Annotated in this window: 25 protein-coding genes, 1 tRNA gene and 1 pseudogene; 18 read left to right on the top strand and 9 right to left on the bottom strand. The window is 70.7% G+C overall.

What is annotated here, in order from left to right; translation table 11 throughout:
* The first annotated feature begins 5 nt into the window (after positions 1-5).
* On the top strand, positions 6-1142 hold the full coding sequence (locus AB0L75_RS35035) for a GNAT family N-acetyltransferase (protein ID WP_365189453.1): 1137 nt from the start codon (positions 6-8) through the stop codon (positions 1140-1142).
* Positions 1139-2101, top strand: a complete 963-nt coding sequence (locus AB0L75_RS35030; protein ID WP_365189397.1) for a class I SAM-dependent methyltransferase — start codon at positions 1139-1141, stop codon at positions 2099-2101. The genes AB0L75_RS35035 and AB0L75_RS35030 overlap by 4 nt, the downstream gene beginning before the upstream one ends.
* Before the next feature lies 1 nt (position 2102).
* Here the strand turns inward: AB0L75_RS35030 and AB0L75_RS35025 are convergent, their stop codons facing one another.
* The 4 genes and pseudogenes from AB0L75_RS35025 to AB0L75_RS35010 form a co-directional block, all read right to left on the bottom strand.
* Positions 2103-3305 carry a glycosyl hydrolase gene (locus tag AB0L75_RS35025; protein WP_365189395.1) on the bottom strand — a complete coding sequence of 401 codons (1203 nt, stop codon included), beginning with the start codon at positions 3303-3305 and terminating at the stop codon, positions 2103-2105.
* A 165-nt stretch (positions 3306-3470) separates the two neighbouring features.
* Positions 3471-4184, bottom strand: coding sequence for an LPXTG cell wall anchor domain-containing protein (locus AB0L75_RS35020; protein WP_365189393.1), 714 nt, complete (start codon positions 4182-4184; stop codon positions 3471-3473).
* A gap of 174 nt (positions 4185-4358) precedes the next feature.
* Positions 4359-4641: pseudogene (locus tag AB0L75_RS35015) on the bottom strand (long-chain fatty acid--CoA ligase); the annotation flags it as partial.
* Between the two features lie 97 nt (positions 4642-4738).
* Positions 4739-4900 carry a hypothetical protein gene (locus AB0L75_RS35010; RefSeq protein WP_365189390.1) on the bottom strand — a complete coding sequence of 54 codons (162 nt, stop codon included), beginning with the start codon at positions 4898-4900 and terminating at the stop codon, positions 4739-4741.
* Between the two features lie 110 nt (positions 4901-5010).
* Between AB0L75_RS35010 and AB0L75_RS35005 the strand changes: the two genes are divergently transcribed.
* From AB0L75_RS35005 to AB0L75_RS34970, 8 genes are all read left to right on the top strand, one after another.
* Positions 5011-5628 carry a vitamin K epoxide reductase family protein gene (locus tag AB0L75_RS35005; protein WP_365189387.1) on the top strand — a complete coding sequence of 206 codons (618 nt, stop codon included), beginning with the start codon at positions 5011-5013 and terminating at the stop codon, positions 5626-5628.
* Positions 5629-5730: 102 nt separating this feature from the next.
* A complete protein-coding gene (locus tag AB0L75_RS35000) occupies positions 5731-6234 on the top strand; it encodes a tyrosinase family oxidase copper chaperone (RefSeq protein WP_365189384.1) in 504 nt (167 codons plus the stop codon).
* A complete protein-coding gene (locus tag AB0L75_RS34995; RefSeq protein WP_365189382.1) occupies positions 6218-7084 on the top strand; it encodes a tyrosinase family protein in 867 nt (288 codons plus the stop codon). The genes AB0L75_RS35000 and AB0L75_RS34995 overlap by 17 nt, the downstream gene beginning before the upstream one ends.
* Before the next feature lie 235 nt (positions 7085-7319).
* Positions 7320-8732 (top strand): condensation domain-containing protein, encoded by a 1413-nt coding sequence (locus AB0L75_RS34990; RefSeq protein ID WP_365189380.1) that lies wholly within the window; start codon positions 7320-7322, stop codon positions 8730-8732.
* Positions 8733-8996: 264 nt separating this feature from the next.
* Positions 8997-9239, top strand: coding sequence for a hypothetical protein (locus AB0L75_RS34985; RefSeq protein ID WP_365189377.1), 243 nt, complete (start codon positions 8997-8999; stop codon positions 9237-9239).
* A 172-nt stretch (positions 9240-9411) separates the two neighbouring features.
* Positions 9412-9744 carry a hypothetical protein gene (locus AB0L75_RS34980; RefSeq protein ID WP_365189374.1) on the top strand — a complete coding sequence of 111 codons (333 nt, stop codon included), beginning with the start codon at positions 9412-9414 and terminating at the stop codon, positions 9742-9744.
* Between the two features lie 149 nt (positions 9745-9893).
* Entirely contained in the window at positions 9894-10151 is a 258-nt protein-coding gene (locus tag AB0L75_RS34975) for a hypothetical protein (protein ID WP_365189372.1), read from the top strand.
* Positions 10152-10490: 339 nt separating this feature from the next.
* Entirely contained in the window at positions 10491-10847 is a 357-nt protein-coding gene (locus tag AB0L75_RS34970; protein ID WP_365189369.1) for a hypothetical protein, read from the top strand.
* 132 nt (positions 10848-10979) lie between these two features.
* On the opposite strand, the gene AB0L75_RS34965 is transcribed toward AB0L75_RS34970, so the two are convergent.
* The 3 genes from AB0L75_RS34965 to AB0L75_RS34955 form a co-directional block, all read right to left on the bottom strand.
* Positions 10980-11282, bottom strand: coding sequence for a hypothetical protein (locus AB0L75_RS34965; RefSeq protein ID WP_365189367.1), 303 nt, complete (start codon positions 11280-11282; stop codon positions 10980-10982).
* A gap of 219 nt (positions 11283-11501) precedes the next feature.
* Entirely contained in the window at positions 11502-11798 is a 297-nt protein-coding gene (locus AB0L75_RS34960; protein ID WP_365189364.1) for a hypothetical protein, read from the bottom strand.
* Between the two features lie 216 nt (positions 11799-12014).
* Positions 12015-12479 (bottom strand): hypothetical protein, encoded by a 465-nt coding sequence (locus tag AB0L75_RS34955; protein ID WP_365189361.1) that lies wholly within the window; start codon positions 12477-12479, stop codon positions 12015-12017.
* Positions 12480-12914: 435 nt separating this feature from the next.
* Between AB0L75_RS34955 and AB0L75_RS34950 the strand changes: the two genes are divergently transcribed.
* Positions 12915-13676, top strand: a complete 762-nt coding sequence (locus AB0L75_RS34950; RefSeq protein ID WP_365189358.1) for a hypothetical protein — start codon at positions 12915-12917, stop codon at positions 13674-13676.
* 74 nt (positions 13677-13750) lie between these two features.
* On the top strand, positions 13751-14026 hold the full coding sequence (locus AB0L75_RS34945) for a hypothetical protein (RefSeq protein ID WP_365189356.1): 276 nt from the start codon (positions 13751-13753) through the stop codon (positions 14024-14026).
* A gap of 165 nt (positions 14027-14191) precedes the next feature.
* Here AB0L75_RS34945 and AB0L75_RS34940 read toward each other — a convergent pair whose 3' ends face one another.
* Both AB0L75_RS34940 and AB0L75_RS34935 read right to left on the bottom strand, forming a co-directional pair.
* A complete protein-coding gene (locus tag AB0L75_RS34940) occupies positions 14192-15151 on the bottom strand; it encodes a D-2-hydroxyacid dehydrogenase family protein (protein ID WP_365189353.1) in 960 nt (319 codons plus the stop codon).
* Positions 15152-15283: 132 nt separating this feature from the next.
* A tRNA-Arg gene (locus AB0L75_RS34935) sits at positions 15284-15356 on the bottom strand.
* Positions 15357-15676: 320 nt separating this feature from the next.
* Here AB0L75_RS34935 and AB0L75_RS34930 point away from each other — a divergent pair.
* From AB0L75_RS34930 to ettA, 6 genes are all read left to right on the top strand, one after another.
* Complete coding sequence (locus tag AB0L75_RS34930) at positions 15677-17287, top strand: dynamin family protein (RefSeq protein WP_365189350.1); 1611 nt, start codon at positions 15677-15679, stop codon at positions 17285-17287.
* A 3-nt stretch (positions 17288-17290) separates the two neighbouring features.
* A complete protein-coding gene (locus AB0L75_RS34925) occupies positions 17291-19666 on the top strand; it encodes a GTPase (RefSeq protein WP_365189348.1) in 2376 nt (791 codons plus the stop codon).
* Between the two features lie 461 nt (positions 19667-20127).
* Positions 20128-20604, top strand: a complete 477-nt coding sequence (locus AB0L75_RS34920) for a single-stranded DNA-binding protein (protein ID WP_365189345.1) — start codon at positions 20128-20130, stop codon at positions 20602-20604.
* 271 nt (positions 20605-20875) lie between these two features.
* Positions 20876-22282, top strand: coding sequence for a Cys-Gln thioester bond-forming surface protein (locus AB0L75_RS34915; protein ID WP_365189343.1), 1407 nt, complete (start codon positions 20876-20878; stop codon positions 22280-22282).
* A 23-nt stretch (positions 22283-22305) separates the two neighbouring features.
* Positions 22306-22668 carry a hypothetical protein gene (locus AB0L75_RS34910; protein WP_365189340.1) on the top strand — a complete coding sequence of 121 codons (363 nt, stop codon included), beginning with the start codon at positions 22306-22308 and terminating at the stop codon, positions 22666-22668.
* A gap of 170 nt (positions 22669-22838) precedes the next feature.
* On the top strand, positions 22839-24503 hold the full coding sequence (gene ettA, locus AB0L75_RS34905; protein WP_365189337.1) for an energy-dependent translational throttle protein EttA: 1665 nt from the start codon (positions 22839-22841) through the stop codon (positions 24501-24503).
* Positions 24504-24508: the final 5 nt, after the last annotated feature.

Here is a 24508-nt window from a genome sequence, read left to right as displayed (position 1 = left end):
CGACGGTGGCCGCCCGGGTGCGCGCCCTGTCGGTGCAGGTGTGCTCCGACGACCGCGTGTTCGCGGACCTGGCCGAGGAGTGGCGGCGCCTGCACGGGGCCTGCCCGTCGGCGACGCCGTTCCAGAGCCATGCCTGGCTGCATTCGTGGTGGCTGTCGTACGGAACACCGGGCGGGCTCCGGCTCGTCCTGGTGCGGGACCGCGGTGAACTGGTGGGCGTCGCACCGCTGATGCGCGTGCACCGCCCCTGGCCGGCGCTGGTCCCGCTCGGCGGCGCCGTCACCGACTTCAGCGATGTGCTCCTCGACGAGACGGCGGCCGCCGAGGGCGCACTGGCGCTGACGGACGCCCTGGCCGAGCTGGCGCGCACCGCGCTGATCGACTTCCGTGAGGTGAGGCCGGGCGGCGCGGCGGAGCGGATCTACCTCGGCTGGCCCGGTCCGCGTCATCGGCGCCGCGACTCCGCGTGCCTGGAGCTGCCCGCGCTGCCCATGGACCAGCTGATCGGGCGGCTGCCCTCGGCGCGCGCCCAGCGCGTCCGCAACAAGGTGAACAAGCTCACCCGGCTCGGCGTCGAATGGCGCGTCCTGGATCCGGACGAGACCGAGAGCGGGCTGCACCGCCTCCTCGCACTGCACCGACTGCAGTGGCAGGAGCGGAAGGTGACGCCGGAACACCTGCGGCCGCGGTTCGCGGAGCACCTGATCCGCTCGGCGGACTCGATGGTCCGCTCCGGCGAGGCGGCCGTCAGGGAGTTCCTGCTCGACGGCGAGGTGGTCGGGGCCGATCTGACGCTGATGTCGCGGAGCTGGGCGGGCCTGTATCTGTACGGCGTCCACCCGCAGCTGAGGGAGCGCAGGACGGACGTGGCGACGATGCTGCTGCGTGCCTCCGCCGAGTATCTCGCCGGCAGCGGCCGCCAGGTGCTGAGCCTGCTGCGCGGCAACGAGCCGTACAAGTACCGCTGGGCTCCCGAGACGGTCGTCAACCAGCGTCTGCTGCTGGCGCGCCGGCGCACCGCGCCGCTGCTGGCGGCCGCCGTCGGCACCGCTGTCGCGCGCCGCCGGGCCGGCAAGGTGCTGCGGTGGCGCCCTTCCGCATCCGTCGCGAACACCGAAAACGCAAGGAAGGGAACGGAATGACAGTCTCTCGGGTCGAGCGCGCCGACAGCGAGGAGGCGGGCGTCCGCACGGCTAACGACATGCGGGATCTGTGGTGTCCCGCGTGCGCGGAAGAGGGCAGGCCGCTGCGCTGTGTCGTCGAGGGCGGGTATCGGCTGGTGCGCTGCCTCGACTGCCGTACGGAGTACCTCCGCGCCGACCCCGCACCGGCCGGACCCGGCCGGGAGCCACCGGAGAGTGAGTGCCGCAAGCAGTACAAGTTCGGCCTCTACGCGAGTGACGAGGTCCGGCGTGGCTACGAGGAACGGTACGAGGCGACGCTCGATGAGGCGGAGTGCCTGAGCGGACCCATCGGCACGGTGCTCGACGTCGGATGCGGGATCGGGAACTTCGTCAGCTTCGCCCAGGCCCGCTGCGGCCGCGCCTACGGTGTCGACGTGGACCCCGACGCCGTGAACACGGCGCGCTCCCGTGGGCTGCGGGTCGCGCTGAGCGGCGACCTGGACGCGCTGCTGCCCGACGCCGAGGCGGACGCGGTCACGCTGTGGGATGTGATCGAGCACCTCCACGATCCGCTTCCCGTGATGAGCCGGATCCTCGGGAAACTCCGTCCGGGAGGCACGCTGATCCTGGAGACACCTGATGCGTCGTTCCCGGTGCGCCGCGTCCTTCGGGCCGTGCACGCCGTGAGCCGGGGCCGGGTCGATCTGACGGGGCATATGTACTACTGGGAGCACAAGGTCTATTTCACGGAAGCCGGGTTGCGTGCCCTCCTGGGCCGGCTGGACTGCGAGGTGATCTCGGTGGAGCGCCAGGCGTCACCGCGGACGGAGACACGGGAGATCTTCCGGCGTCATGCGGACGCCTCGTGGCGGAGCCGCGCGCTGGCCCGTGCCTGGCCACGGCTGGAGGGCGCGGCCAGCAGGGTCGGCCGGGGGAGCAAACTCGTCGTCATCGCCCGGTATCTGGACGGCAGTTGAGTCAGCCGGCGTCGGTGCCGGGCGTCTCACGGGGGCCGGGCGGCAGGGCAGGCGCCGGACGCGGTGCCGGCTGCGGCTCGCGCCCGGCCGTGGGCGCGCGTGCAGCGGGGACCGGCGGCCTCGGTCCCTGGGCCGGCGGAGCCTGGCCGGACAGCGCCGCGCGGTAGAGGGCGGCTGCCCGGGGATTGGCGGAGCACAGCCACACGCCGTGCGGGCAGTAGTCGGTGATCGTGTTGTACAGCGGCCTGTGCTCGTCCATCCACGCGAGCATGCGCAGCATGTACGTCACATTGTCGCCGTTGCGGAACAGGCCCCACTCGGGATACGAGATCGGCTTGCCGTGCGACCTCGCGAAGTCGACCTGGTCCTGCAGGCCGTAGGGCTCGGACACCTGCTGGTCGAACGAGATGCCCGCCGGCTGGTCGTAGGAGTCCATGCCGATGACGTCGACGACGTCGTCGCCGGGATAGCACTGCGGCCACGGAACCGCGTCCTCGCCCCGGTCCGGGGCGAAGTCGAAGGTGAAGCGCTGCCCGGGCACCGAGCGCATGACGGTGACGATGCGCCGCCAGTACGTCTTCCAGGCGTCCGGATCGGGGCCGCAGCGGTGGGTGTAGGTGGTGCCGTTCATCTCCCAGCCGAGCACGAGGATCGTGTCCGGCACCCCCAGGTCGACGAGGTGCTCGGCGAGCGTGCGGAAGTGCCGGTCGAACTCGCCGGCCGCGGCTCGGCGCAGCAGCTGTCCGACCTCGGTGTCCGGGAGGTGTTCCTCGTCGCGTTCCATCAGCGGGACGTTGACCACGAGGAACCGGTCGTCCTTGCTCCGCCGCCACTGGGCCCACATGTCGAGGAAGCCCGGCGGGCCCTCGATGTTCTTCCACTGGTCGCCCGGCAGGTAGGTGTGCCCCACACGGATCTCGGAGTGGTCGAGCCAGGTGCTGAGCCCCTGCATGCGCAGCACGCCGAGAGGGCCGTAGTTGAGGTACGCGCCGAACGCGGGCGGCTGTGTCGCCGGGGGACTCGTCGCGCGGTTCGCCGTACACGCCGCGGAGGCGGATCGCACCGCCGGCGGGCAGGTCCCCTCGTCCAGGTGCGCCGTGGAGCCGGCCTTGAGGGCGGGGCTGGGAAGGACCGTCGCTGCCGCGAACACCCCGGCGGCGAGGAACGTCACTCGCCTCAGTGACCGGAGACGCTCGGAGGCCATGCCCACTCCTTCGGTGCGGCTGCGCCCTGTTCAAAGGGACACAGCCATATATACGCTCATTGCACCAATTGAGTCGGACGGCTCGACGCTGATAGGCCACAAGGATGACCTGACGAGATGGTTCTCCGGCGGGTGCCGGGCGCGAGGCGTCCGGCACCCGGGAGGCTACTGACGGGTCGCGGTCCGGCGGCCTCGCCGGTACAGGATGATTCCGCCGCCCAGCAGCGCTGCGCTGGCGGCCGCAGCCGCGATGGTGCCCTCCGCGCCGGTGTGGGGCATCGTGGGCTTGTGGTGGTGGTGATGGTGGTGGTGCTTGTGGTGGTGCGGGGGCTTGTGGTGGTGCGGCTTGTGGTGGTGGACGTGGTGGATGGGGTGCTTGTGGTGGTGCGGGGGCTTCGGCTTCTCCTCCTCGCCGTAGCACCCGCAGGGCTTTTCGTCGTCGCCGTAGTCGCTCCCGTAGGAGGACTTGTGCCCCGAATCGTCGTCACCGTAGTCGCTCCCGTAGGAGGACTTGTGATCCGAGTCGTCGTCGCCGTAGTTGTTCCCGTAGGACGACTTGTGGTCCGACTCCTTGTCGCCGTAGCCGCTGCTGTAGGAGGACTTGTGACTCGACGTCAGGTGGGTGGAGTAGTCCCGGGACGAGAGGTTGTCCGTCAACTCGTGCGCCATCCGCATGGCGCTCTCCGCGCGGTCCATCGCCCGCTGGGCGCTGGCCGCACCCGGGAAGTCCCAATCGCCCACGTCGTCCGCCACAGCGGCGTATGAGTCGGCCCCTGTCGTATACGGATCGGAGTCCGCGAACGCCCAGCCGCCACACAGAGACAGGGCGCCTGTCGCGGCTGCGGCCACGACCAATCCCTTGGTCAGGGTCTGTCGCACTCTTTGTCTTCCTCTCAGAGGGGTTCAAAAGCCGGCTCTGCAGCCAGATGAAGGGGGGCACGTTCGCATGTGCCACCACCTGCGGACTGTGAACGAAATATGGAGGTCGGAGGAAATCGATACGCGTGAATCGCCGCAGAATTCACCCGATCGCCCGCTTTCGGCTTGACGGGCTCACCCGCCGTACAGCGCCTCGATCTGCTCCGCGTACGCGGCCGTCACGGCCTGCCGTTCGACCTTCAGGGACGGGGTGAGCAGCCCGTTCTCCTCGCCGTTCCGCGCCCTCGGCCGGCGCGAGGGCGCGGAACGACTCGGCGCGCGAGACGGCTTCGCCGGCATGGTCCACGGCTCGCTGCACCCCGGCGCGCATCCGCGGGTCACGCAGGCCCTCCGCCATCGGAGTGGTCGCGGACAGTTTGCGCACCGACAGCCAGTGGGCCACCGTGTCGGGTCCGAGGGCGGCGAGTTCGGGCAGCGCCCCGGCGTCCAGCCGCCGGATGCACGGGGGTTCGGTGTTCTCGGCGGTCGCGATGACGACGGAACGGGCACCGGAGTCACGGACGATCCACTCCGCCTGCTCGGCGGAGGAGGTCGCATAGGGCAGGGGTGCGGACCTCGCGCACCGTGCCGGTCTCGTCCCGGACCGGCTCCACCGTCGTACGGGCCGCCGGACCGGCCCGCCGCCGGGCCCGTTCGAGATCCCCGCGTACGCCCATGACGGCTCCCGACCGCGGGCGTCCCCCGATCGTGTGGAGCCCCCGCCGCCCTCCTCCGGTCGGGTGAGCGCACACCGGGCCGCAGTGCCCGTGATCGATAGGGTCGCGCGATGACCTCAACCCCCGGCGACACGCGCCCCCTTCGCCCCGCCGACGCCGGCGGCAGCCGCGGCTTCGCGCTGCTCCTGGTGCTCACGGGCGCGGCCGGGCTGCTGGCCTCCTGGGTCATCACCCTCGACAAGTTCAAGCTGCTCCAGAACCCCAACTTCACACCGGGGTGCAGCCTCAACCCGGTGGTGTCCTGCGGCAGCGTCATGAAGAGCCCGCAGGCCGCGGTCTTCGGCTTCCCCAATCCGATGCTCGGCCTGGTGGCCTACGGCGTGGTGATCTGCGTCGGCGCGAGCCTGCTGGCCGGCGCCGCCTTCCCGCGCTGGTACTGGCTGACGTTCGACGCGGGCTGCCTGTTCGGGGTCGGGTTCGTGTCCTGGCTGCAGTTCGAGTCGCTGTACCGGATCGACGCGCTGTGCCTGTGGTGCTGCCTGGCCTGGGTCGCCACGATCCTGATGTTCTGGTACGTCACCTCGTTCGCCGTACGCCACCGGTTCCTGCCCGCGCCGGCCCCGCTGCGGGCGTTCCTCGCCGAGTTCACCTGGATGCTGCCGCTGCTGCACACCGCGGTCGTCGGCATGCTGATCCTGACCCGCTGGTGGGACTTCTGGACCAGCTGACTTTGCCGGCACCCCGTCACCGGTACGGCCGCACCGTGGTGACCGGGAGGGCTGCCCTGCTGTTACCGCCTGCGACAACCGAACCGGACGAGGAGTTGAACGATGGTTCCAGGCGTCGGCGGAGCGCCGGTGGGCGGGCAGCGCGGCACGCCGGCCGCGGACGGAGCGCGGCCCCAGGGCAGAACACGGCGGGACGTGGCACGGAGACTGTTCTCCTCGGCCGTCGTGGCGGCGCTCGCCCCGGTGACCGCGGCCTGCGGGCGGCGCTCGCACGCCCCGGACGACGGCCGGCGGGCCACGACCTTCGACGAGACCTACCAAGGCCGCCACATCCGCGGCGTCGAGGTCCGCACCACCAGCCGGGCCGTCCTCGGCGGCAGCCGGTGGCAGGTCACGATCGACGGCCGTCCGCTGCATCTGATGCGCCGCGCCGACGGCAGCTGGCTGAGCATGGTCGACCACTACCGCTCGTACCCCACCCCGCTCGCCGCGGCGCGCGGGGCCGTCGACGAGCTGGGCCCCGAGGAGCAACTGCACGACCTGGCGCCGGGACCGATGGGCGGCGGGCCGATGCACCAGGAGGGCGGCCATGGCGTACACGCGTAAGAACGTCAACAGGCTGACCACCGCCGAGCGGCGACGGTTCGTGGACGCCCTGCTGGAGGTCAAACGGCGCGGTGAGTACGACGAGTTCGTACGGATGCACATCGCGTACAACACCCCCGACGGTGAAGACGGGCTGCGCACCGCCCATATGACGCCCTCCTTCCTGCCCTGGCATCGCAAGCTCCTGCTGGACCTGGAGCAGGCGCTGCGCCGGGTGGACTCGTCGGTGGCGGTGCCGTACTGGGACTGGACCCGGGACCGCACGGCGACCTCGGTGCCGTGGACCGACGACCTGCTCGGCGGCAACGGGCGGCGCTCGGACCGCCAGGTGATGACCGGCCCGTTCGCCTACCGGGCCGGCTACTGGAAGATCACCGAGAACGTCACCGACCGGCGCTACCTCACCCGCGACCTCGGCCGCTCCCGCGACCCGATCCAGCTGCCGACCGGCCAGGACCTGGAGTCGGCACTGGTCGACCCGGTCTACGACACGGCGCCCTGGGACTCGACGGTCACCAAGGGGTTCCGCAACAAGCTGGAGGGGTGGGGGCCCGGCCGGGGCAGCGTCTCCTGGCACAACCACAACCGGGTGCACCGCTGGATCGGCGGGGTGATGCTCGGCGGCGCCGCCGTCAACGACCCCGTCTTCTGGCTGCATCACTCCTTCGTCGACCTGCAGTGGACCCGCTGGCAGCAGCGCCACCGCGACCACCGCTACCTCCCGGCGAACCCGCCCGGCGAGCACGACGCCCAGTACGGCCGGGTAGTGGCCCGGCACGAGCGGCTGCCACCGTGGGACGTGACGCCGGACGAGCTGGAGGACATGAGCGGCATCTACCAGTACGAGTGAGGCCGGTTCACGGGAGGCGCCACGCGGGACGAGCACCCGGACAGCGCCGCGGAGCCCCGGTGCTCAAGGTGCCGGGGCTCTTCCCGGGTGTCCGGCGCGCCCGCCAACTCGGTGTGTTCGCTTCATCGTTCGAAGCGTCACACGTCCCGCTGAAAAGCCGGCGACACGGCAACCGCCGCCCCGCGCACGGCTCTCCGTTGATCAAGTCTGAGTCTTCTGCGAAGGAGACGCCCCTGTGCGAATTTCTGACATTCAGCGCTGCGAAGTGCGGCCCGGACAGCTCGTCGAGTGGACGTTCAGCCCGGCGACCGTCGCGGCCGCTGCGGCGCTGCCGCCGGATCCGCGGCCGCCCTCGTACCTCCAGGAGTCGCACATCAGAACCGCGCGTTCGGTGCGCGAGGACGGACTGTTCGTGCCGACCTGGATCGGCGCGACGTTCGACCTGCCGGGCCGAGCCGATCTCGACGCGCTGGAACAGGCGTTGCGCGACTGGACCCTGCGCCACGAGACGCTGCGCAGCGGCTTCAGGTGGGCCGGTGACGACATGCACCGGTTCACCCTCGACGAGGACGACGTGTCCCTGCACCGCGAGGTGGTCGGCGACTTCGCCGACACGGACACGCTGGTCCGTTATCTGCAGGACCGATTCGACGTCGCGGCGGACGCGCTCGACTGGCCGAACTTCATCTACGCGGCGGTCGTCCGTGACGATTCCACCAGCGTGTACCTGGCCTTCGACCACACCAACGTCGACGCCTACTCCCTGCAGCGCATCCCGGACGAGATCCACGAGCTGTACCTGGCGGGCGTCACGGGCCGGTCTCTGGCCGAGGCGCCCGTGGGCAGTTACGTCGACTTCTGCGAGCTGGAGCGGGCGAGCGCGGACGGCATCGACGACACCCATGCGATCGTCGCCCGCTGGCGGGAGTTCATCGCCCGGTGCGACGGGACGCTCCCGGACTTCCCGGTCGACCTCGGCCTGCACCCCGGTGGCCCGCTGCCCGCCCAGAAGATGATGCGCGAGCCGCTCGTCGACGCGGACGCAGCCGCCGCGTTCGAGGCGTACTGCCGGCCCTACGGCGGCAGCATGGTGGGTCTCCTCGCCGCGACCAGCCTGATCGTGCACCAACTCGGCGGGCAGCCCGTCTACCGCACGGTCGTGCCGTTCCACACCCGGGTGAAATCGGCGTGGTCGGACTCCGTGGGCTGGTACGTCGGCGGGGCGCCCATCGAGGTGCCCGCGGCCCCGGACTTCGACGGCGCGCTCGCCGCGGTCCGCGCCGAGTTGCAGGCCAACCGGTCGCTGGCGCGCATTCCGCTGGCCCGGGTACTGCGCCTGCTCGGCGCGGACTTCCGCCCGACCTCGCCCGATCTGTACTCGATCGTCTCGTACGTGGACGCCCGCCAAGTGCCCGGCTCGGCCCGCTGGCCGGAGTGGAAGGTGTACGGGCTGCTGCGGGTGTCCTACGGCGACCAGGTGTGCGTCTGGGTCAGCCGGCTGCACGAGGGCCTGTGGCTGGCCTGCCGCTATCCCGACACCGAGGTCGCGTACAAGAACATGCGGCGCTACATCGAGGCGCTGCGGGACCTCATCCTGTCCGTGCCCGCGCACAAACGAATCCTGGCCACGGAACCGACATTTTCGTAATACCGGGTGCGGCGCAACTGCCTTTTCGGCTTTCGGTGTTGGTGCATCGGACCGGCGGCGCGCCGGTCAACGCCGGGCACGGACGACAACCCGCAATGCCGGAGCGGCAGTTGATATCGCCGGGGAAATCCATCGCACCCATGTCCCCTTTTGGACACGGATATCCGGCAAAGTGGAATACCGTGTATGGCTACTGGTAGTGTTCGCTCAGTCACGGTAGGCAATCAGCCTCAGTTGTCCAAGCCTTGAAGAACCGAGGGTTCCATGCGCAAGCTTCAGCAAGTCGTGATCGCAGCAGCGGCCGCCGGCGGCCTGGTCGGCGTCGGTGCCGGAGCCGGCACCGCCTACGCCCACGGCCGCGGGGTGGAGGTGAACGACCTCTACCGTCCCTACCAGGAGTGCAGCCCGCAGACGGTGGCCGACGGCAGCCTCCCGGTCGGCGTGCTCGGTCTCGCGCAGACCTTGGACACGACCTGCGGTCAGTTCAACAACGCCTTCACTGGCTGACGTCGACGGCGTCATCACGCGCGACGCCCTCCGCGGAACCCTTCGGGCCGCCCCCGAGGGGTTCCCTTCACGCTCGGCCGGTCGTCCGGCTCTCGAGGATGAAGTCGGAGCCGGGCGAGGCCGGTTCGCGGCGCACGGTGCTCCGGCGCCCCTCACAAAGGAAACGCATCACATGTTCAGTAGAAAGAAGATCGCGGCCGTCTCGGGGCTCGTGGGTGGCCTTGCCGTGACCTGCACCGGCCTCGCCCAGGCGTACGCCGCGGCGGACCCCGGAATCTGCACGCGTGACATCCAGGGCAACGTCACCTGCATCCAGCGGATCCAGGGTCAGATTCCCGAGGGCGGGACCATTCCGCACCAGGACAACTGCATGCCGGTCCAGCCCGTGACGCTGCCCGCCGCCCTGGGGAACGGGACCATCAAGTACGGACCCGAGATCACCTGTTCCGCGCCGCCGCGCGACAAGGGCGACGGCAAATTGGAATTCCCCGGCCTGTTCGACTGAGCCGCCGGACGGCGCCTGCTGGTGAACACATTCCCGTAAGCCGACACGACGTATGGGCGAAGATCCCGAATTCCTACCAATCGTGTGCATATGCTCACGATAAGTAGTCAACCCCAGGGCGGCATGCCCGGGCAAGAAAGGGTCAATCCATGCGTAAGTTTCAGCGTGCTGCGGTCGTAGTGGCAGCGGTTGCGGGGCTGTCCACCCTTGGCGTCGGCGTCAGCTTCGCCGGCGGCGGCGGCGAAGACCAGCCTCAGCAGCAGTACACCGCTGTGGCCAACTCGTCGGCCAACGCCGTGGCCACCTACGGTGGCTACAACACGCGCCCGGGCGGCAAGGAGGGCCACGACGACCCCGCGCCCGAGGCGGGTTACGGCACCTACGCCGCCCCGGCCGAAGGCCAGTAAGACCACCGAGGTCCTCGCTGCGCGTGTGTGAGCGCGCTGCGGTCGTAGCGCATCGACATTCATTTGGAACGCGATATGCACATCGCACGAGCTGTACGCCCTTGTCCCGGACCAACTCGGACGGTTCGCCGGTGTGCTGAGTAATACCCCATGGCGAAGGCAGCCCGGACGCGCGGAAGACCCCTCAGGGTGCGCGTCCGGGCTGCGGCAATGCCGCAGCCGGACGCATCCGACCATGCGTCCAGGCGCCGGGTCCCCACTTTCGTCCTTCTCCAAGGCCCGGGCGGGCGCCGGTCGACGGCGCAGGCGCCGGGCCTCCAGTGCAAAGGAACGCAGCACATGTTCACTCGGCAGAAGATTGCGACCGTCACGGGGCTCGTCGGAAGTCTCGCCGTGATCTGGGTCGGCGCCGCACACGCGCACACCGACAATCCCAGGCCGGACTGCAGGAGCACCGCCATGGGCGACACCATCTGCATCCACAAGAGCGAGGCCCGCGTCGAGAAGCACGGCAAGCAGATCCTCAAGCAGGCGCGGGAGTGCTCGGTCGTCGACCGGCCGCGCCTGGAGGGGCCCGAGGACGACCTGCTGGGCGGCGGATCCAAGAACGTCGGGCCGGTGGTGACCTGCTCCAACGAGCTGAAGCTGCCCAAGTCTTTCAAGAAGGAGTTCCAGAAGCCTCGCATCGACTTCTGACATATGACCGGAAAATGCCGGACCGGGATCGCCCCGGTCCGGCATTTCGGCTTTCTGGGGTCATATGAAAATTCCCCGGTATCCCGGCCTGCGGCCGGAACACCGGGGAATAAGAACTACTTGCTTACCTGCTTACTTGCCGACGCTGTTGTTGCAGCCCATGTTCGAGCCGAGCGACGACTCCTGCGCACCCGCGTTGCCCTCGCCGTTGAGCGCGTTGCCCAGCGCGCCGTTGAGGATGCCGACTTCGCCGAGGACGTCGGCGTTGAGGTCGTGGGACCTGCAGGTGGTGCTCTGCAGGACGCTGAAGCGGGAGCCGCCGCTGTCGCGGCCGCTCTTGCCCCAGTCCTGGCCGGCGTGAGCAGCGCCGGCCGTCAGGAGCCCGACGCTCCCGAGGGCGGCAACCAGGACGGCAGCCTTGCGCAGCTTGTACATGTCTTCTCCGGTGGGTGAAGTGGTTGCGATCCGTGAGAGATCGACTTCGTACGGTTATGCAGGGTAATCGAAATATCCGAAGACAAACGGCGACGCGCCGAATTCTGTAAATGCCGTCACCCTGAATGCTCAATGGCGCACAAAAAGAGTCCCGGCACCGAGCCTGGGGCTCGGTGCCGGGACTATTTCCCGTTCTTGTCGCGGCTGCGACGGTGCGCCTTAGAAGGCGCTGTTGCTGCAGCCCATCGTCGAGCCGATGTGCGTGGCCTGGGCACCCGGGTCACCCTCGCCGTTGAGCGCGTTGCCCAGCAGGCCGTTGAGGATGCCGACCTCGCCGAGGACGTCCAGGTTCAGGTCGTGCGACTTGCAGTTGGAGCTCTGCAGGACGCTGAAGCTGTCGCCCTTGCCGCCCTTGCCGCCCTCGCCGCCCTGGCCGCCGGCGTGCGCGGTGCCGCCCACGAGTCCGATGCTGCCGATTGCGGCGATGAGGACGGCGGCCTTACGAAGCTTGTGCATGTCATCTCCGGTGGAGTGAAGGGTTTGCGATCTGTAGCCGATCGCGTTCTTACAGTTACCGGAGATTAATAGGAAATAACCCAAAACGGACGGCGGCGCGCCGGTTTCGTGATCTATTGGTAAAAGCACTCGAAAGCCGTATTTGTAAGAAAATGGGCCCTTCGAGGGCGTTCTCGAAGGGCCCGTTCCGGGGCGTCGGTGTCCGTTTGCGGACGGCTAGTGCGAGGAGTGGGCGAGGGCGTTCGACTGCGTGTTGCCCTGGCTGCACTCGATGCCGTGGGTGTCGGCGGCGGCGAGCAGCGCGACCGGGACGTTCGCGCCCAGCAGGGCCTGCGGGCTGCACTCCTGGGACGGGCGGAAGAGGTTGCTCTGCAGCGAGTCGCCGCCCCGCCCCGGGGCCGCCTGGGGGCTGATCTGCGGGTTGATCTGCGGGCTCAGGTTGGGGTTGACCTGCGGCGTGACGTCCGCGCCCCGCTGTGGAGCCTGCGGTGCCTGCGGGCCATAGCTCTGTGCGGTGGCCGCGGCGGAGGTCGCCGCGGAGGCCTGGGCGTCCGGCTGGGAGACGGGGGGCGGATAACCGCCGTTGTACTCGGGAGCTACGGCGGAGCTGGGGCCGGCACCGGCGGCGGACAGACCGCCGGCTGCTGCGACGATGAGCGCGACTTGCTGAAGCTTGCGCATGGAACCCTCGGCCCTTCATTGACCTGTGCACGGAACATCGCTTTGACTCAACGGGGAACGAGGGGAGCGGGGCTTCGGATACGGCGTGCCGGGCCCTGATCACCCATTTGCCTCAGGCCCTGTGCGCCACGGTGCCGCGTTCCCGGCGCCTCTGCAATCATGCTCCGGGGCTTTCGACCGTCAATGGCAAACGGGTGACGCGGTTTCTGGTCCCGTGACCGACGTGGGGGAAAAGTCGTTGCCAGCTGGGAGAGGGCAGCGATCATGGATCACGGAGGGGTGCGGAAATTCGCTGCCGACTTCCGGCGTGAGTCCATGTGCAGTCCAGTAGTTAATTCCTATAAAGGCGCAGTGCGAAAATCAGACTGGACCTACGGTGAGACTGCGCCGAATAAAACGGATTTCCTGTTCAGGTTTCGAAGGGCCGAGGGTTCCATGCGCAAGCTTCATAAGGCCGCTGTCGTCGCAGCAGCGGCCGGCGGACTGACCGCCATCGGCGCCGGCGTCAGCCATGCCGACGCTCCCGTCGGATACGGTGCCGCTCCAATGTCGGCTCCCGAGTACCCCGCACCGCAGTACGCGGCTCCCCCGTACGCGCCGTACGCGCCACCGCAGTACGCGCCTCCCCAGTACGTGCCGTACGCGCCACCGCAGTACCCGGCGTACGCGCCGCCCATGCCGAGCGGTCCGGAGGCCGCGGCGGTGGCCCACTCGCGGGGCTACGCACAGGTCGCCGCTCCGCCGCCGTACTCCCCTCCGATGATGCAGGCCCCCCCGGCTCCTCCGGCGCCTCCCGCGCCGCCGCAGGCGCCCACCGGTTACGCCACCGCCTCGGCCTCGTCGGGCGGCTCCGCGCAGGCCTCGAACTCGCCGTACGGCCCGCAGCAGGCCCCGCAGTACGTCGCGCAGCCGGCCGCCGCCCCCCAGCAGCCGCCGCAGGTCATGCCGCAGGTCAGCCCGCAGTCCGCGCCGGAGGTCATGCCGCGGGTCGCCCCGCAGGTGGCCATGCCCCAGACCTTCGGCGCCGCGGATGGTCCGCCACACGTCGCCCCGCAGGTGAACCCGTCGGTGAACCCTCAGGTGAACCCGCTCGTCAACCCGCTGGTCGCACCGGACACTCCGCAGGCGCCAGGGCTCGGCCTCGGGCAGATCGCCGCGCCTCCCGTCGGCTCGCTGGGTCTGCCCCGACTCGGCTGATCGCCTCCGGCGATGTTCGCCGCCCCCCCACTCGATCTGCTGCAGATCGCATCCGCTCGACCAACGGAGAAGTAATGCGCACGTTTCAGAAGGCCGTCCTCGTGGGCGCCATGCTCGGAAGTGTCGGCTCCCTCGGCATCAACACCGCCTTCGCACACGGTGAGCCGGGCCACGACCTCGACGTCCAGCAGAGCACCGAGTGCCGCTCGCACGACATGAACATCGATGTGCTCGGCGACGTCGGCGCCCTCAACGGCCTGGCCGGCAACCTGCTGAACGGCGAGGGGGCCCCGGGCGCGCAGCCCACCAACCTCGGTTCGGACATGGGCTGCAACAGCAAGGCTCTGTGACCGGCTGCGCTGCACGCCGCAGTTGTGCCGCCGCGGCGGCAGACGGACGGTGCGCTCGAAGGGCCGCGGCGACCCGGTGACAGTCGGCCGGCCGGCGCCGGATCCTCCCCCCGCATACCGGGGGAGGGTCCGGCGCTCTTCTGTGTGCGGCCGTGTCGCCCTGCGTCAGGACAGGAGCCGCACGGGGGACCCGGCCAGGTAGGCCTGGATGTCCTCCACCGCCTGGCGGTAGTACGTCGTGTAGTTGGCGTGCGAGACATAGCCGAGGTGGGGTGTGGCGAGGAGGCGGGGGGCGGTGCGCATCGGGTGGCCGGCGGGCAGCGGCTCGATGTCGAAGACGTCCACGCCGGCGCCCGCGATCCGGCCCTCGTGCAGCGCGGCCAGCAGGGCGTCCTGGTCGACGACGGAGGCGCGGGACGTGTTGACGAGGTAGGCGGTCGGCTTCATCAGGGCCAGCTCGGCGGCGCCGACCAGCCCCCGGGTGCCCTCGCCTCCGGGCACCTGGACGGAGACGAAGTCGCTCTCGGCGAGCAACTCCTCCTTGGAGGCGACGCATTCCACCCCCGCCTGCTCGGCGCGCTCCTTGGTGAGGTTCGGGGTCCAGGCGCCTACCCGCATGCCGAAGGCGAGCCCGACCCGGGCCACCCGGCTGCCGATCCGGCCGAGTCCGAGCAGGCCCAGCCGACGGCCGTGCAGATCGGCGCCGACGGTGGACTGCCAGGGGCCGTTCGTGCGCAGGGCGGTGCTCTCCTCGACGAGCCCGCGGGCCAGACCGAGCAGCAGCGCCCAGGTCAGCTCGACCGGCGGGGTCCCCGAGCTTTCCGTACCGCACACGGTGACGCCATGGGCCCGCGCGGCGGCGTAGTCGATGACGGTGTTGCGCATGCCGGAGGCGATGAGCAGTTTCAGCCGGGGCAGGCGGGCGAACAGGGAGCCGGGGAAGGGAACGCGTTCGCGCAGCGTGACGACGATGTCGCAGTCGGCGAGAGCGGAGGCGAGGGCGTCCTCGTCGGCCGGGTGCTCCCGCAGCGCGACGACCTCCACCTCGTCCTCGATGACCGACCAGTCGGCCAACTCGGTGGCCACACCCTGGAAGTCGTCCAGCACCGCACAGCGAAGTCGCACGTCGTCTCTCCTCCCGAGCACCTGTCACCTCGAACGTACGGGAACGGATCTTCGTTCCTCGACGGAGGGACGGCCTTCGGGAGGGTGCGCAACAGCAAGAACGCCCTCCCGGAGGGGAGGGCGGACAGTGGGCGCCCCCGGCAGGACTCGAACCTGCGGCCAAGCGCTTAGAAGGCGCCTGCTCTATCCACTGAGCTACGGGGGCCTGGTGCGGTGGCCTCGTGCCGGGTGCCCTGGCCGGGCTGATCCGTGACGTGGCCCGGGACAAGGATAGGGCTCCCGGTTCCTTGACCCTGCTGCTTCGCCTCCGTGGCTCGATGTGGAGGTTCGGTGAAGCGGTCCTGATAATCGCAGGCAGGTGCGATTCATGCACCGCTTTTGGCGTCCGACGCACCGGGTGTTGTGCACTCGTTATGCCTGGACTGTGCCCGCGCCCCAATGGTTCCTTCCGTCTGTTCTGTCCCCCCGGCGCGCAGACATGTCTATATGCTTCAGAATTCCCCTAAAGTTGGGCATTCTTCGCATGTGGTGACCTTGGACGTACGGCCTCAGCTGCTCGACACACTCTCCGCTCTGCGCGACTGTGTCGCCGCCACACGCTTTCCGCTGCCCCTGCCCGGGGCGGCACGCGCGCGTGCCAACCGCGACGAACTCCTCGCGCAGCTCGACGACTATCTCGTGCCCCGGCTGCGAGAGCCCGAGGCGCCCCTGCTCGCCGTGGTCGGCGGATCCACCGGCGCGGGCAAGTCGACGCTCGTCAACTCCCTCGTCGGGCGGCGTGTGAGCGAGGCGGGTGTGCTGCGGCCGACCACCCGGACACCCGTCCTCGTCTGTCATCCGGAGGACCATCACTGGTTCAGCGCCATGCGCGTGCTCCCCGAGCTGACCCGCGTGTGGGCGGCCCAGCAGGACCCCGTCGACGATCTCCTGCTGCCCGCCCGCGAGGAACCCGCGCGCGTGCTGCGGATCGAGACCGCCGAGTCCCTGCCACGCGGGCTCGCCCTCCTCGACGCGCCCGACATCGACTCGCTCATCGCCGACAACCGTGTCCTCGCCGCCGAGCTGATCTGCGCCGCCGACATCTGGATCATGGTCACCACGGCGACCCGCTACGCCGACGCCGTCCCCTGGCACCTGCTGCGCACCGCCAAGGAGTACGACGCCACCCTCGTCACCGTCCTGGACCGGGTACCCCACCAGGTCGTCTCCGAGGTCTCCCGGCAGTACGGCGCCCTGCTCACCAAGGCCGGGCTCGGCGACGTACCCCGCTTCACCGTGCCCGAGCTGCCCGAGTCCGCCTGGGGCGCCGGACTGCTGCCCGCCACCGCCGTGGCACCCCTGAAGAACTGGCTCGTCCACCACGCCCAGGACCCCGGCGCCCGACAGCAGGTCATGGCCCGTACCGCCTACGGCCTCCTCGACTCGCTCCAGTCGCGCATGCCCGAGCTGGCCAGCGCCGCCGCCGCCCAGTACGCGGCCGCCCTCCGGCTCACCTCCGCCGTGGACGCCGCCTACGACAGCGAGCACGCGCGCGTGCGCGGCCGCCTGCAGTCCGGGGCCGTGCTCGCCGGGGACGCGCTCAAGCGCTGGCGGGCCTTCCCCCTGGACTGCACCCCCGGAGAACTCCTCGACGCGCTCGTGGAGAGCCTCGGCGCCCTGCTGCTGTGCTCCGTCACCGCCGCGGACGAGCGCATCGACGAGGCCTGGCGCCACGAGCCCGCGGCCGGCGCCGCCGGCCTCGCCGACCGCGGCCACTCCCTGGAGACCGCCGAGCACCGCATCGGCCTCGCCGTACGGCGCTGGCGGCGCGAGATGGAGGAGTACGCCGAGGACGAGGTGCGGGTACTGGAGCGCACCTCCGCACCCGATCCCGAGATCGTCGCCGCCGTCGTCGCCACCGCGCTGCTGGGCGGGCGCCGGGCGCGCAACGCCGGCGAGGGGCTCGCCGACCGGATGGGCGCCCAGGGCGCGCTGCGGCTGCGTGAGAGGTCGGGGCGCCTGCTGACGGAGTACGTGGACCGGGTCATGCACGCCGAACGCGAGCGGCGCCTCGCCGCGCTGGAGGCACTGGACGTCCATCCCGCGCCCCAGGCCGAACTCATCGCCGCCCTGTCCGTACTGCAGAAGGAGAGGTGACCGGTGACGGCCGCCACTGATCAGGACCACATGGAGCACACCGACCACATGGCGCCTACTGAGCACAGCGGTCACATGAATCCCGAGGTCGTGAACCCCGGAGAGCGTGGCGACCTTCTCGGGGAACTGCTGCACCCGAGCCCGGCGGCTCCCGGCGACACCGCCGTCGAGCCGGTGAACGGCGGCACGGGCGGTGCAGCCCTCGCCACCACCCCCCTGGCGGACCGGACCGAGGACCCTGCCGCGCCCCCCGGGCCGGCCGCCCCCGCGGCGGACCTGGACACGGGCGGCAACAGACCAGGAACCCAGGACCCGCGAGACGACGACGGCGAGGTCCTCGGCCAGAACCCGCTGCACTGGGGCCGCCACGCGCGCGTGCCGGCGGCGGACCCGGCGCCCGAACCGCAGGTCCGCGGCATGGCGGCGGGAGCGGCCCGTGAGCGGGACGCGCGCGTGAGCGACCAGGACACGGTCCGGGACGTACCCGCCCTCGCCAGCCCCGCCGACGCGGACGGCCGGCACCGCTCCCGCCCACCGCACCGCACCCCCCGGCAACCCGGCCCCAGCGACGAGGCGCCCCACCGGCAACCGGGCTCCGCCTCAGAAGCCCCTCCCCGACGCAGAGCCGACGCCGACACGGACGCCGACCTCGACGGCGACGCCACGGAGACCTGGGACGACGGCCTGATCGCCCGGCGCATCACGGAGGCCGGAGCCGCCGCGCTCGCCGCCGAACGCGAGACCGACAGCCGGGGCCAGGGCAGCAACCCCCCGCCCCCACTGGCGTACGACGGCCCGCTGCGCTCCCGCCTCGACGCCCTGCGCGAACTCGTCGGCCTCTCCCGCACCCGGCTGGACAACCTCACCCTCTCCGAGGCGGGCCGGGTCCTGGACGAGGCGGCCGCCCGCCGCAAACTCTCCGGCCGGCACACCGTCATCGCCATCGCGGGCGCCACCGGCAGCGGCAAGTCGCAGCTGTTCAACGCCCTCGCCGGAGTGGCCATCTCGGAGACCGGCGTACGGCGTCCGACCACGGCCGCCCCCATCGCGTGCAGCTGGAGCGACGGCGCGGCGGGCCTCATCGACCGGCTGGGCATCCCGGGCCGGCTGCGCCGCCGCCCCGCGCACAACCCGGACAACGAGGCGGAGCTGCGCGGGCTCGTCCTGGTCGACCTGCCCGACCACGACTCCGCCGCCGTACAGCACCGCGAACAGGTCGACCGGATCCTGAAGCTGGTCGACGCGGTGATCTGGGTGGTCGACCCCGAGAAGTACGCCGACGCCGTGCTGCACGAGCGCTATCTGCGGCCCATGGCCGGCCACGCCGAGATCATGTTCGTCGTCCTCAACCAGGTCGACCGGCTGCCCGGCGAGGCCTCCGACCAGGTCCTGGACGACCTGCGCCGGCTGCTGGACGAGGACGGCATCGCGCTCGGCGAGCACGGCGAACCGGGCGCCACCGTGCGCGCGCTGTCCGCGCTCACCGGCGAGGGCGTCGGCGAACTGCGCGAGGCGCTCGGCCAGTTCGTGGCGGAGCGCGGCGCGGCGGCCCGCCGGGTCGCGGCCGACGTGGACGCCGCCGCGACCGACCTGCGCCCCGTCTACGCCGCCGAACGGCGGGTCGGCCTCAGCGAGGAGGCACGCGAGGAGTTCGCGGCGCGGCTCGCGGACGCGGTGGGTGCCACCGCGGCGGGCGATGCCGCCGAGCGAGCCTGGCTGCGCAACGCGGGCCGCGCCTGCGGCACCCCCTGGCTGCGGCTGTGGCGCTGGTACCGGGGTCGCGGCGACGCCACGACCGGCCGCCACCAGGTGCGTCACCAGGCCGAGGAGGAGACCACGGCACGCCAGCGCGTGGAGCAGGCGGTCCGTACGGTGGCCGACCGGGCCTCGGCCGGGCTGCCCGGGCCCTGGGCACAGGCGGTGCGCGAGGCGGCCGTACGCGGCGCGCACGGGCTGTCGGAGGCGCTGGACGAGCTGGCGGCGCGCGCCGGACTGCCCCCCGGCCGGCCGCCACGGCCGGGCTGGTGGCCGCTGGCCGTGCTGGTCCAGGCGGCCATGACCCTGCTGCAGATCGTGGGCGGCCTGTGGCTGGCGGGCCAGATCGCCGGCGTCATGGGGGCCAACCTCGGCATCCCGGTGCTGCTGATGGTGTGCGGGATCATCGGCGGGCCGCTGGTGGAGTGGGGTTGCCGGATGGCGGCCAGAGGCCCGGCACGGCGCTACGGCCAGGAGGCGGAACGGCGCCTGCGGGAGGCGGCCGCCGGCTGCGGCCGGGCCCGGGTGCTCGACCCCGTGGCCGCGGAGCTGCTGCGCTACCGGGAGGTGCGCGAGCAGTACGCGCGGGTCGTGCGGACCGGGGCGGGGGCGGGTGTGGGCTGACGGCAGCGGCGGCCACCGCGAGGGAGGGCGGGCGGTGGTGGCGGGAAGGCGAGGGCGGGTGGCGAGGGCGGGCGAAGGCGGCGGTGGGGCCTGCGAGTAACCCCTGTGCATGACTCCTGTGCATGACTCCTGTGGGTTACGGGGGCGGGAGTCGCTCGTGCGGGTGACGGGGGTCGGGGAGGTCACTCGTCCGGGTGGCGGGGATTTCCACAGGTGAGGTGGCCTTCCACAGCGCTCGGCGGGCCCGGCCCGGCGGAGGCAGTCTGAGGTCGCGGCGATCGCACGGCGGGTCCGGCCGGAGGGACGGCGGACGGCGCGGGCGATCGGCGGGACGTGTCGGCGCGTACGGCGGTCATACGGAGGTCGTACGCGCTCGGCACGGCAGACGCAGCCGTACGGGACGGGCCCGTACGTGTGTCCGTCCGGCCGTAGCGGGCCGGGTGGGGGAGGGGAGCGAGAACATGAACGAGACGATCGTCTGCGTGGTGGGCAACGTGGCGACGGCGCCGGTGTACCGGGAGGCGGCGGCGGGCCCGTCGGCCCGGTTCCGGCTGGCGGTGACCGCGCGCTACTGGGACCGCGAGAAGAGCACCTGGACCGACGGACACACCAACTTCTTCACGGTGTGGGCCAACCGCCAGCTCGCGGTGAACGTGGCGGCGTGCGTGGAGGTGGGCCAGCCGGTCCTCGTCCAGGGCCGGCTGAAGGTGCGCACCGAAGTGCGCGACGGGCAACAGCAGTGGTCCTCCGCCGACATCGACGCCGTGGCGATCGGCCACGACCTCTCCCGCGGTACGGCCGCCTTCCAGCGCGCGGTCAAACCGGAGGCCGCCCTCACGGCGACCCGGCCGGAGCCGGCCTGGGAGACACCGCGCCCCGCCGACACCCCGGACGGGCGGGCGAGCCAACAGGTGCCGGAGCCGGTCGCGGTGACATGACATCAGTAACCGGCGCACGCCCGGGGACCGGCCGATCGGCCGCGACGCACGTGCCGAACACCCCGCGCGAACCGGTGGATTTGTCGATATGCCCAGCTCATGGACGGTCCCGGGGATAACGATTACGGATCGGATCGCCCATCGGATCATCCGACCGGCAAGAGAGGCTCCGCGTGATCCATAGGATGCCGGGCGTGCCCCTAGGGGCTGCCGATTCTGCTGGTGGGACCGTCCCCCCAAGTCCAACGGGTCCTGCTCGAAGGGGAATTCTGTGCTCTCTGCGTTCTCTGGGTTCCGCCGTTCCGCCGGAGCGGCCCGCCTGGCCGCCGCCACGGTGGCGTCCGGTCTCGTGGCGGCCGGTGTGCTGTCCGGCGCCGATACGGCGGCGGCCGACGAGACACCGCAGACCCAGGGTGGGGCGACGGCCACGATAGAGGGCCTGAAGACCTACGGCGAGGCCGTGATCCACGAGAACGGCGTCGACCAGCGGGTGGAGGCGGGCCTGTTCGAGATGTCCGTCGACGACGGCGGCACCCTGCAGACGTACTGCGTCGACCTGCACAACCCCACCCAGCGCGACGCCCACTACCAGGAGACGTCCTGGAGCGGCACGTCACTGGGCGCCGACAAGGACGCCGGCCGGATCCGCTGGATCCTGCAGAACTCCTACCCCCAGGTCAACGACCTCGCCGCGCTCGCCCGCCGGGCCGGCACCGGCACGCTCACCGAGCAGGACGCGGCGGCCGGCACCCAGGTGGCCATCTGGCGCTACTCCGACCACGGGAAGGTCGACGCCGTCGACCCGCAGGCCGAGAAGCTCGCCGACTATCTGCAGAAGAGCGCCCGCGACCTCGGCGAACCGCAGGCCTCGCTCACCCTGGACCCGCCGGCCGTCTCCGGCCGGCCCGGTGACCTGCTGGGACCGGTGACCGTCCACACCAACGCGGCGAGTGTCTCCGTGAGCCCGCCGGCCGACGCGGCCACCAGCGGAGTGCGGATCATCGACAAGACCGGCAAGGTGATCACCTCCGCGCGCGACGGCAGCAAGCTGTACTTCGACGTCCCCGAGGGCGCGGCGGCCGGCACGGCCCAGCTGACCGCGCAGGCCTCCACCACCGTGCCCGTCGGCCGTGCCTTCGCCTCCGACAACCGCAGCCAGACCCAGATCCTGGCCGGCTCCAGCGAGTCCACGGTCTCCGCGACCGCGACCGCCACCTGGGCGTCCGAGGGCGCCATACCGGCGGTCTCGGCCCGGAAGAACTGCGCCAAGGGCGGCGTGGACATCATCGCGACCGACAAGGGCGACAAGCCCTTCACGTTCGAGCTGATGGGCGCCGAGCACACCATCCCCGCGGGCGCCACGCGCACGGTGACCATCCCGCTCCAGGAGGACCAGCCCTACGACTTCACGATCACCGGGCCGCACGGCTTCAGCCGGCGCTTCACCGGCGTCCTCGACTGCAGGACGCGGGGCACGATCACGACCCAGACGACCCAGGTCCACAACGAGCCCAGCCCCGCCACGGTCGGCGGCGGCACCACGGCACCGGACACCAACCTCGCCGCGACGGGCGGCTCTGCGATCACCCCGCTGATCGCGGGCGTGGCCATCGGCTTCGTGGTGATCGGCGGCGCGGTCCTGGTGTTCCTGCGCAAGAGGGAACAGCCCGGCGACTGACCTCGCCCGTCCGCATCCGGCCCTTGCGTGACGTCGACCGCAGGAGGAAGATCCTGCCGATCAAGGGAGCTGTGATGCTGCGGTTCATGGACTGGTCCGTAGTCGGGCTGGGGTGCCTGCTGGCTCTCGCAAGCCTCGCCGGCCAGCGGTGGGGGCGTACCCGGGCCGGGCGGAAAGAGGCCCTGGAGCAGCGCACGCCCGCCCCCTGGGCATGGCTCCCTCTCCTCGTCGGGCTGGGGATGATCGGGACCAAGGTGCCGGGCATGTTGCACGCACCCCGCTCCGTCGTCGAGGCCGTCGACGCGCTCGACTTCCTCCTCGCGGCCACGGTGTCGGTCCTCGTCCTGCGAACCCTGCGTCGCCCGTCCCCGAAGCCTTCCCGCTGACATCCCTCGGCACAACGGCACCGAGCCACCGACGGACAAGCCAGCGACACCATCATCGAAACCCCAGGTCACAGCCCCCAAACCAAACGGGTTAACACCCAAGCCTGGCGTTCAGGCAAGATGGGGTGTATCTGCCCACTGCCAGATTTCAAGCTGCCGGACGGTTTCTCTTGGCTGAGTTCATTTACACCATGCGCAAGACGCGCAAGGCGCACGGCGACAAGGTGATCCTTGATGATGTCACCCTGAACTTCCTGCCGGGAGCGAAGATCGGCGTCGTCGGTCCGAACGGTGCCGGTAAGTCGACCGTGCTGAAGATCATGGCGGGGCTCGAGCAGCCGTCGAACGGCGACGCGTACCTGTCCCCCGGCTACAGCGTCGGCATCCTGCTGCAGGAGCCCCCGCTGAACGAGGAGAAGACCGTCCTGGAGAACGTCCAGGAGGGTGTCGCCGAGATCAAGGGCAAGCTCGACCGGTTCAACGAGATCGCCGAGCTGATGGCGACCGACTACTCCGACGCGCTGCTCGACGAGATGGGCAAGCTGCAGGAGGAGCTGGACCACGCCAACGCGTGGGACCTGGACGCTCAGCTCGAGCAGGCCATGGACGCGCTGGGCTGCCCGCCCGGCGACTGGCCCGTCACCAACCTCTCCGGTGGTGAGAAGCGGCGTGTGGCGCTGTGCAAGCTGCTGCTCGAAGCCCCCGACCTGCTGCTGCTCGACGAGCCCACCAACCACCTCGACGCCGAGTCGGTGAACTGGCTGGAGCAGCACCTCGCCAAGTACGCGGGGACCGTCGTGGCCATTACGCACGACCGGTACTTCCTCGACAACGTGGCCGAGTGGATCCTGGAGCTGGACCGCGGTCGCGCGTACCCGTACGAGGGCAACTACTCCACGTACCTGGAGACCAAGGCCACCCGTCTCAAGGTCGAGGGCCAGAAGGACGCCAAGCGGCAGAAGCGGCTCAAGGAAGAGCTGGAGTGGGTCCGCTCCAACGCCAAGGGGCGGCAGGCCAAGTCCAAGGCCCGTCTCGCGCGGTACGAGGAGATGGCCGCCGAGGCCGACAAGATGCGGAAGCTGGACTTCGAGGAGATCCAGATCCCGCCGGGCCCGCGGCTCGGCAACATCGTCGTCGAGGTCGACAAGCTCAACAAGGCCTTCGGCGAGAAGGTGCTGGTCGACGGGCTCTCCTTCACGCTGCCGCGCAACGGCATCGTGGGCGTCATCGGGCCGAACGGCGCCGGCAAGACCACGCTGTTCAAGATGATCCAGGGGCTCGAGACCCCGGACTCCGGTGACATCAAGGTCGGCGAGACCGTCAAGATCTCCTACGTCGACCAGAGCCGCGAGAACCTCGACCCGAAGAAGACGCTGTGGGAGGTCGTCTCCGACGGGCTCGACTACATCAACGTCGGTCAGGTCGAGATGCCGAGCCGGGCGTATGTGTCCGCCTTCGGTTTCAAGGGGCCGGACCAGCAGAAGCCGACCGGTGTCCTGTCCGGTGGTGAGCGCAACCGCCTCAACCTCGCGCTGACCCTCAAGCAGGGCGGCAACCTGCTGCTGCTCGACGAGCCCACCAACGACCTCGACGTCGAGACCCTCAGCAGCCTGGAGAACGCGCTGCTCGACTTCCCCGGCTGCGCCGTGGTCGTCTCCCACGACCGGTGGTTCCTCGACCGGGTCGCCACCCACATCCTCGCCTACGAGGGCGAGTCCAAGTGGTTCTGGTTCGAGGGCAACTTCGAGTCGTACGAGAAGAACAAGATCGATCGGCTGGGAGCGGACGCCGCGCGTCCGCACCGTGCCACCTACAAGAAGCTGACCCGGGGCTGATCGGT

Source organism: Streptomyces sp. NPDC052101, from assembly GCF_040680235.1.
GTDB lineage: Bacteria > Actinomycetota > Actinomycetes > Streptomycetales > Streptomycetaceae > Streptomyces.
This window is presented reverse-complemented; position numbering and strand designations above follow the sequence as displayed.

Coding starts and splice junctions, on each gene's coding strand:
- AB0L75_RS35025 (WP_365189395.1), bottom strand. CDS start 3,305: ATGGCCTCCGAGCGTCTCCGGTCACTGAGGCGAGTGACGTTCCTCGCC.
- AB0L75_RS34970 (WP_365189369.1), top strand. CDS start 10,491: ATGTTCACTCGGCAGAAGATTGCGACCGTCACGGGGCTCGTCGGAAGT.
- AB0L75_RS34950 (WP_365189358.1), top strand. CDS start 12,915: ATGCGCAAGCTTCATAAGGCCGCTGTCGTCGCAGCAGCGGCCGGCGGA.
- AB0L75_RS34920 (WP_365189345.1), top strand. CDS start 20,128: ATGAACGAGACGATCGTCTGCGTGGTGGGCAACGTGGCGACGGCGCCG.
- AB0L75_RS34945 (WP_365189356.1), top strand. CDS start 13,751: ATGCGCACGTTTCAGAAGGCCGTCCTCGTGGGCGCCATGCTCGGAAGT.
- AB0L75_RS34960 (WP_365189364.1), bottom strand. CDS start 11,798: ATGCACAAGCTTCGTAAGGCCGCCGTCCTCATCGCCGCAATCGGCAGC.
- AB0L75_RS35010 (WP_365189390.1), bottom strand. CDS start 4,900: ATGGGCGTACGCGGGGATCTCGAACGGGCCCGGCGGCGGGCCGGTCCG.
- AB0L75_RS34995 (WP_365189382.1), top strand. CDS start 6,218: ATGGCGTACACGCGTAAGAACGTCAACAGGCTGACCACCGCCGAGCGG.
- AB0L75_RS34985 (WP_365189377.1), top strand. CDS start 8,997: ATGCGCAAGCTTCAGCAAGTCGTGATCGCAGCAGCGGCCGCCGGCGGC.
- AB0L75_RS34965 (WP_365189367.1), bottom strand. CDS start 11,282: ATGTACAAGCTGCGCAAGGCTGCCGTCCTGGTTGCCGCCCTCGGGAGC.
- AB0L75_RS35000 (WP_365189384.1), top strand. CDS start 5,731: ATGGTTCCAGGCGTCGGCGGAGCGCCGGTGGGCGGGCAGCGCGGCACG.
- AB0L75_RS35030 (WP_365189397.1), top strand. CDS start 1,139: ATGACAGTCTCTCGGGTCGAGCGCGCCGACAGCGAGGAGGCGGGCGTC.
- AB0L75_RS34975 (WP_365189372.1), top strand. CDS start 9,894: ATGCGTAAGTTTCAGCGTGCTGCGGTCGTAGTGGCAGCGGTTGCGGGG.
- AB0L75_RS34980 (WP_365189374.1), top strand. CDS start 9,412: ATGTTCAGTAGAAAGAAGATCGCGGCCGTCTCGGGGCTCGTGGGTGGC.
- AB0L75_RS35005 (WP_365189387.1), top strand. CDS start 5,011: ATGACCTCAACCCCCGGCGACACGCGCCCCCTTCGCCCCGCCGACGCC.
- AB0L75_RS34955 (WP_365189361.1), bottom strand. CDS start 12,479: ATGCGCAAGCTTCAGCAAGTCGCGCTCATCGTCGCAGCAGCCGGCGGT.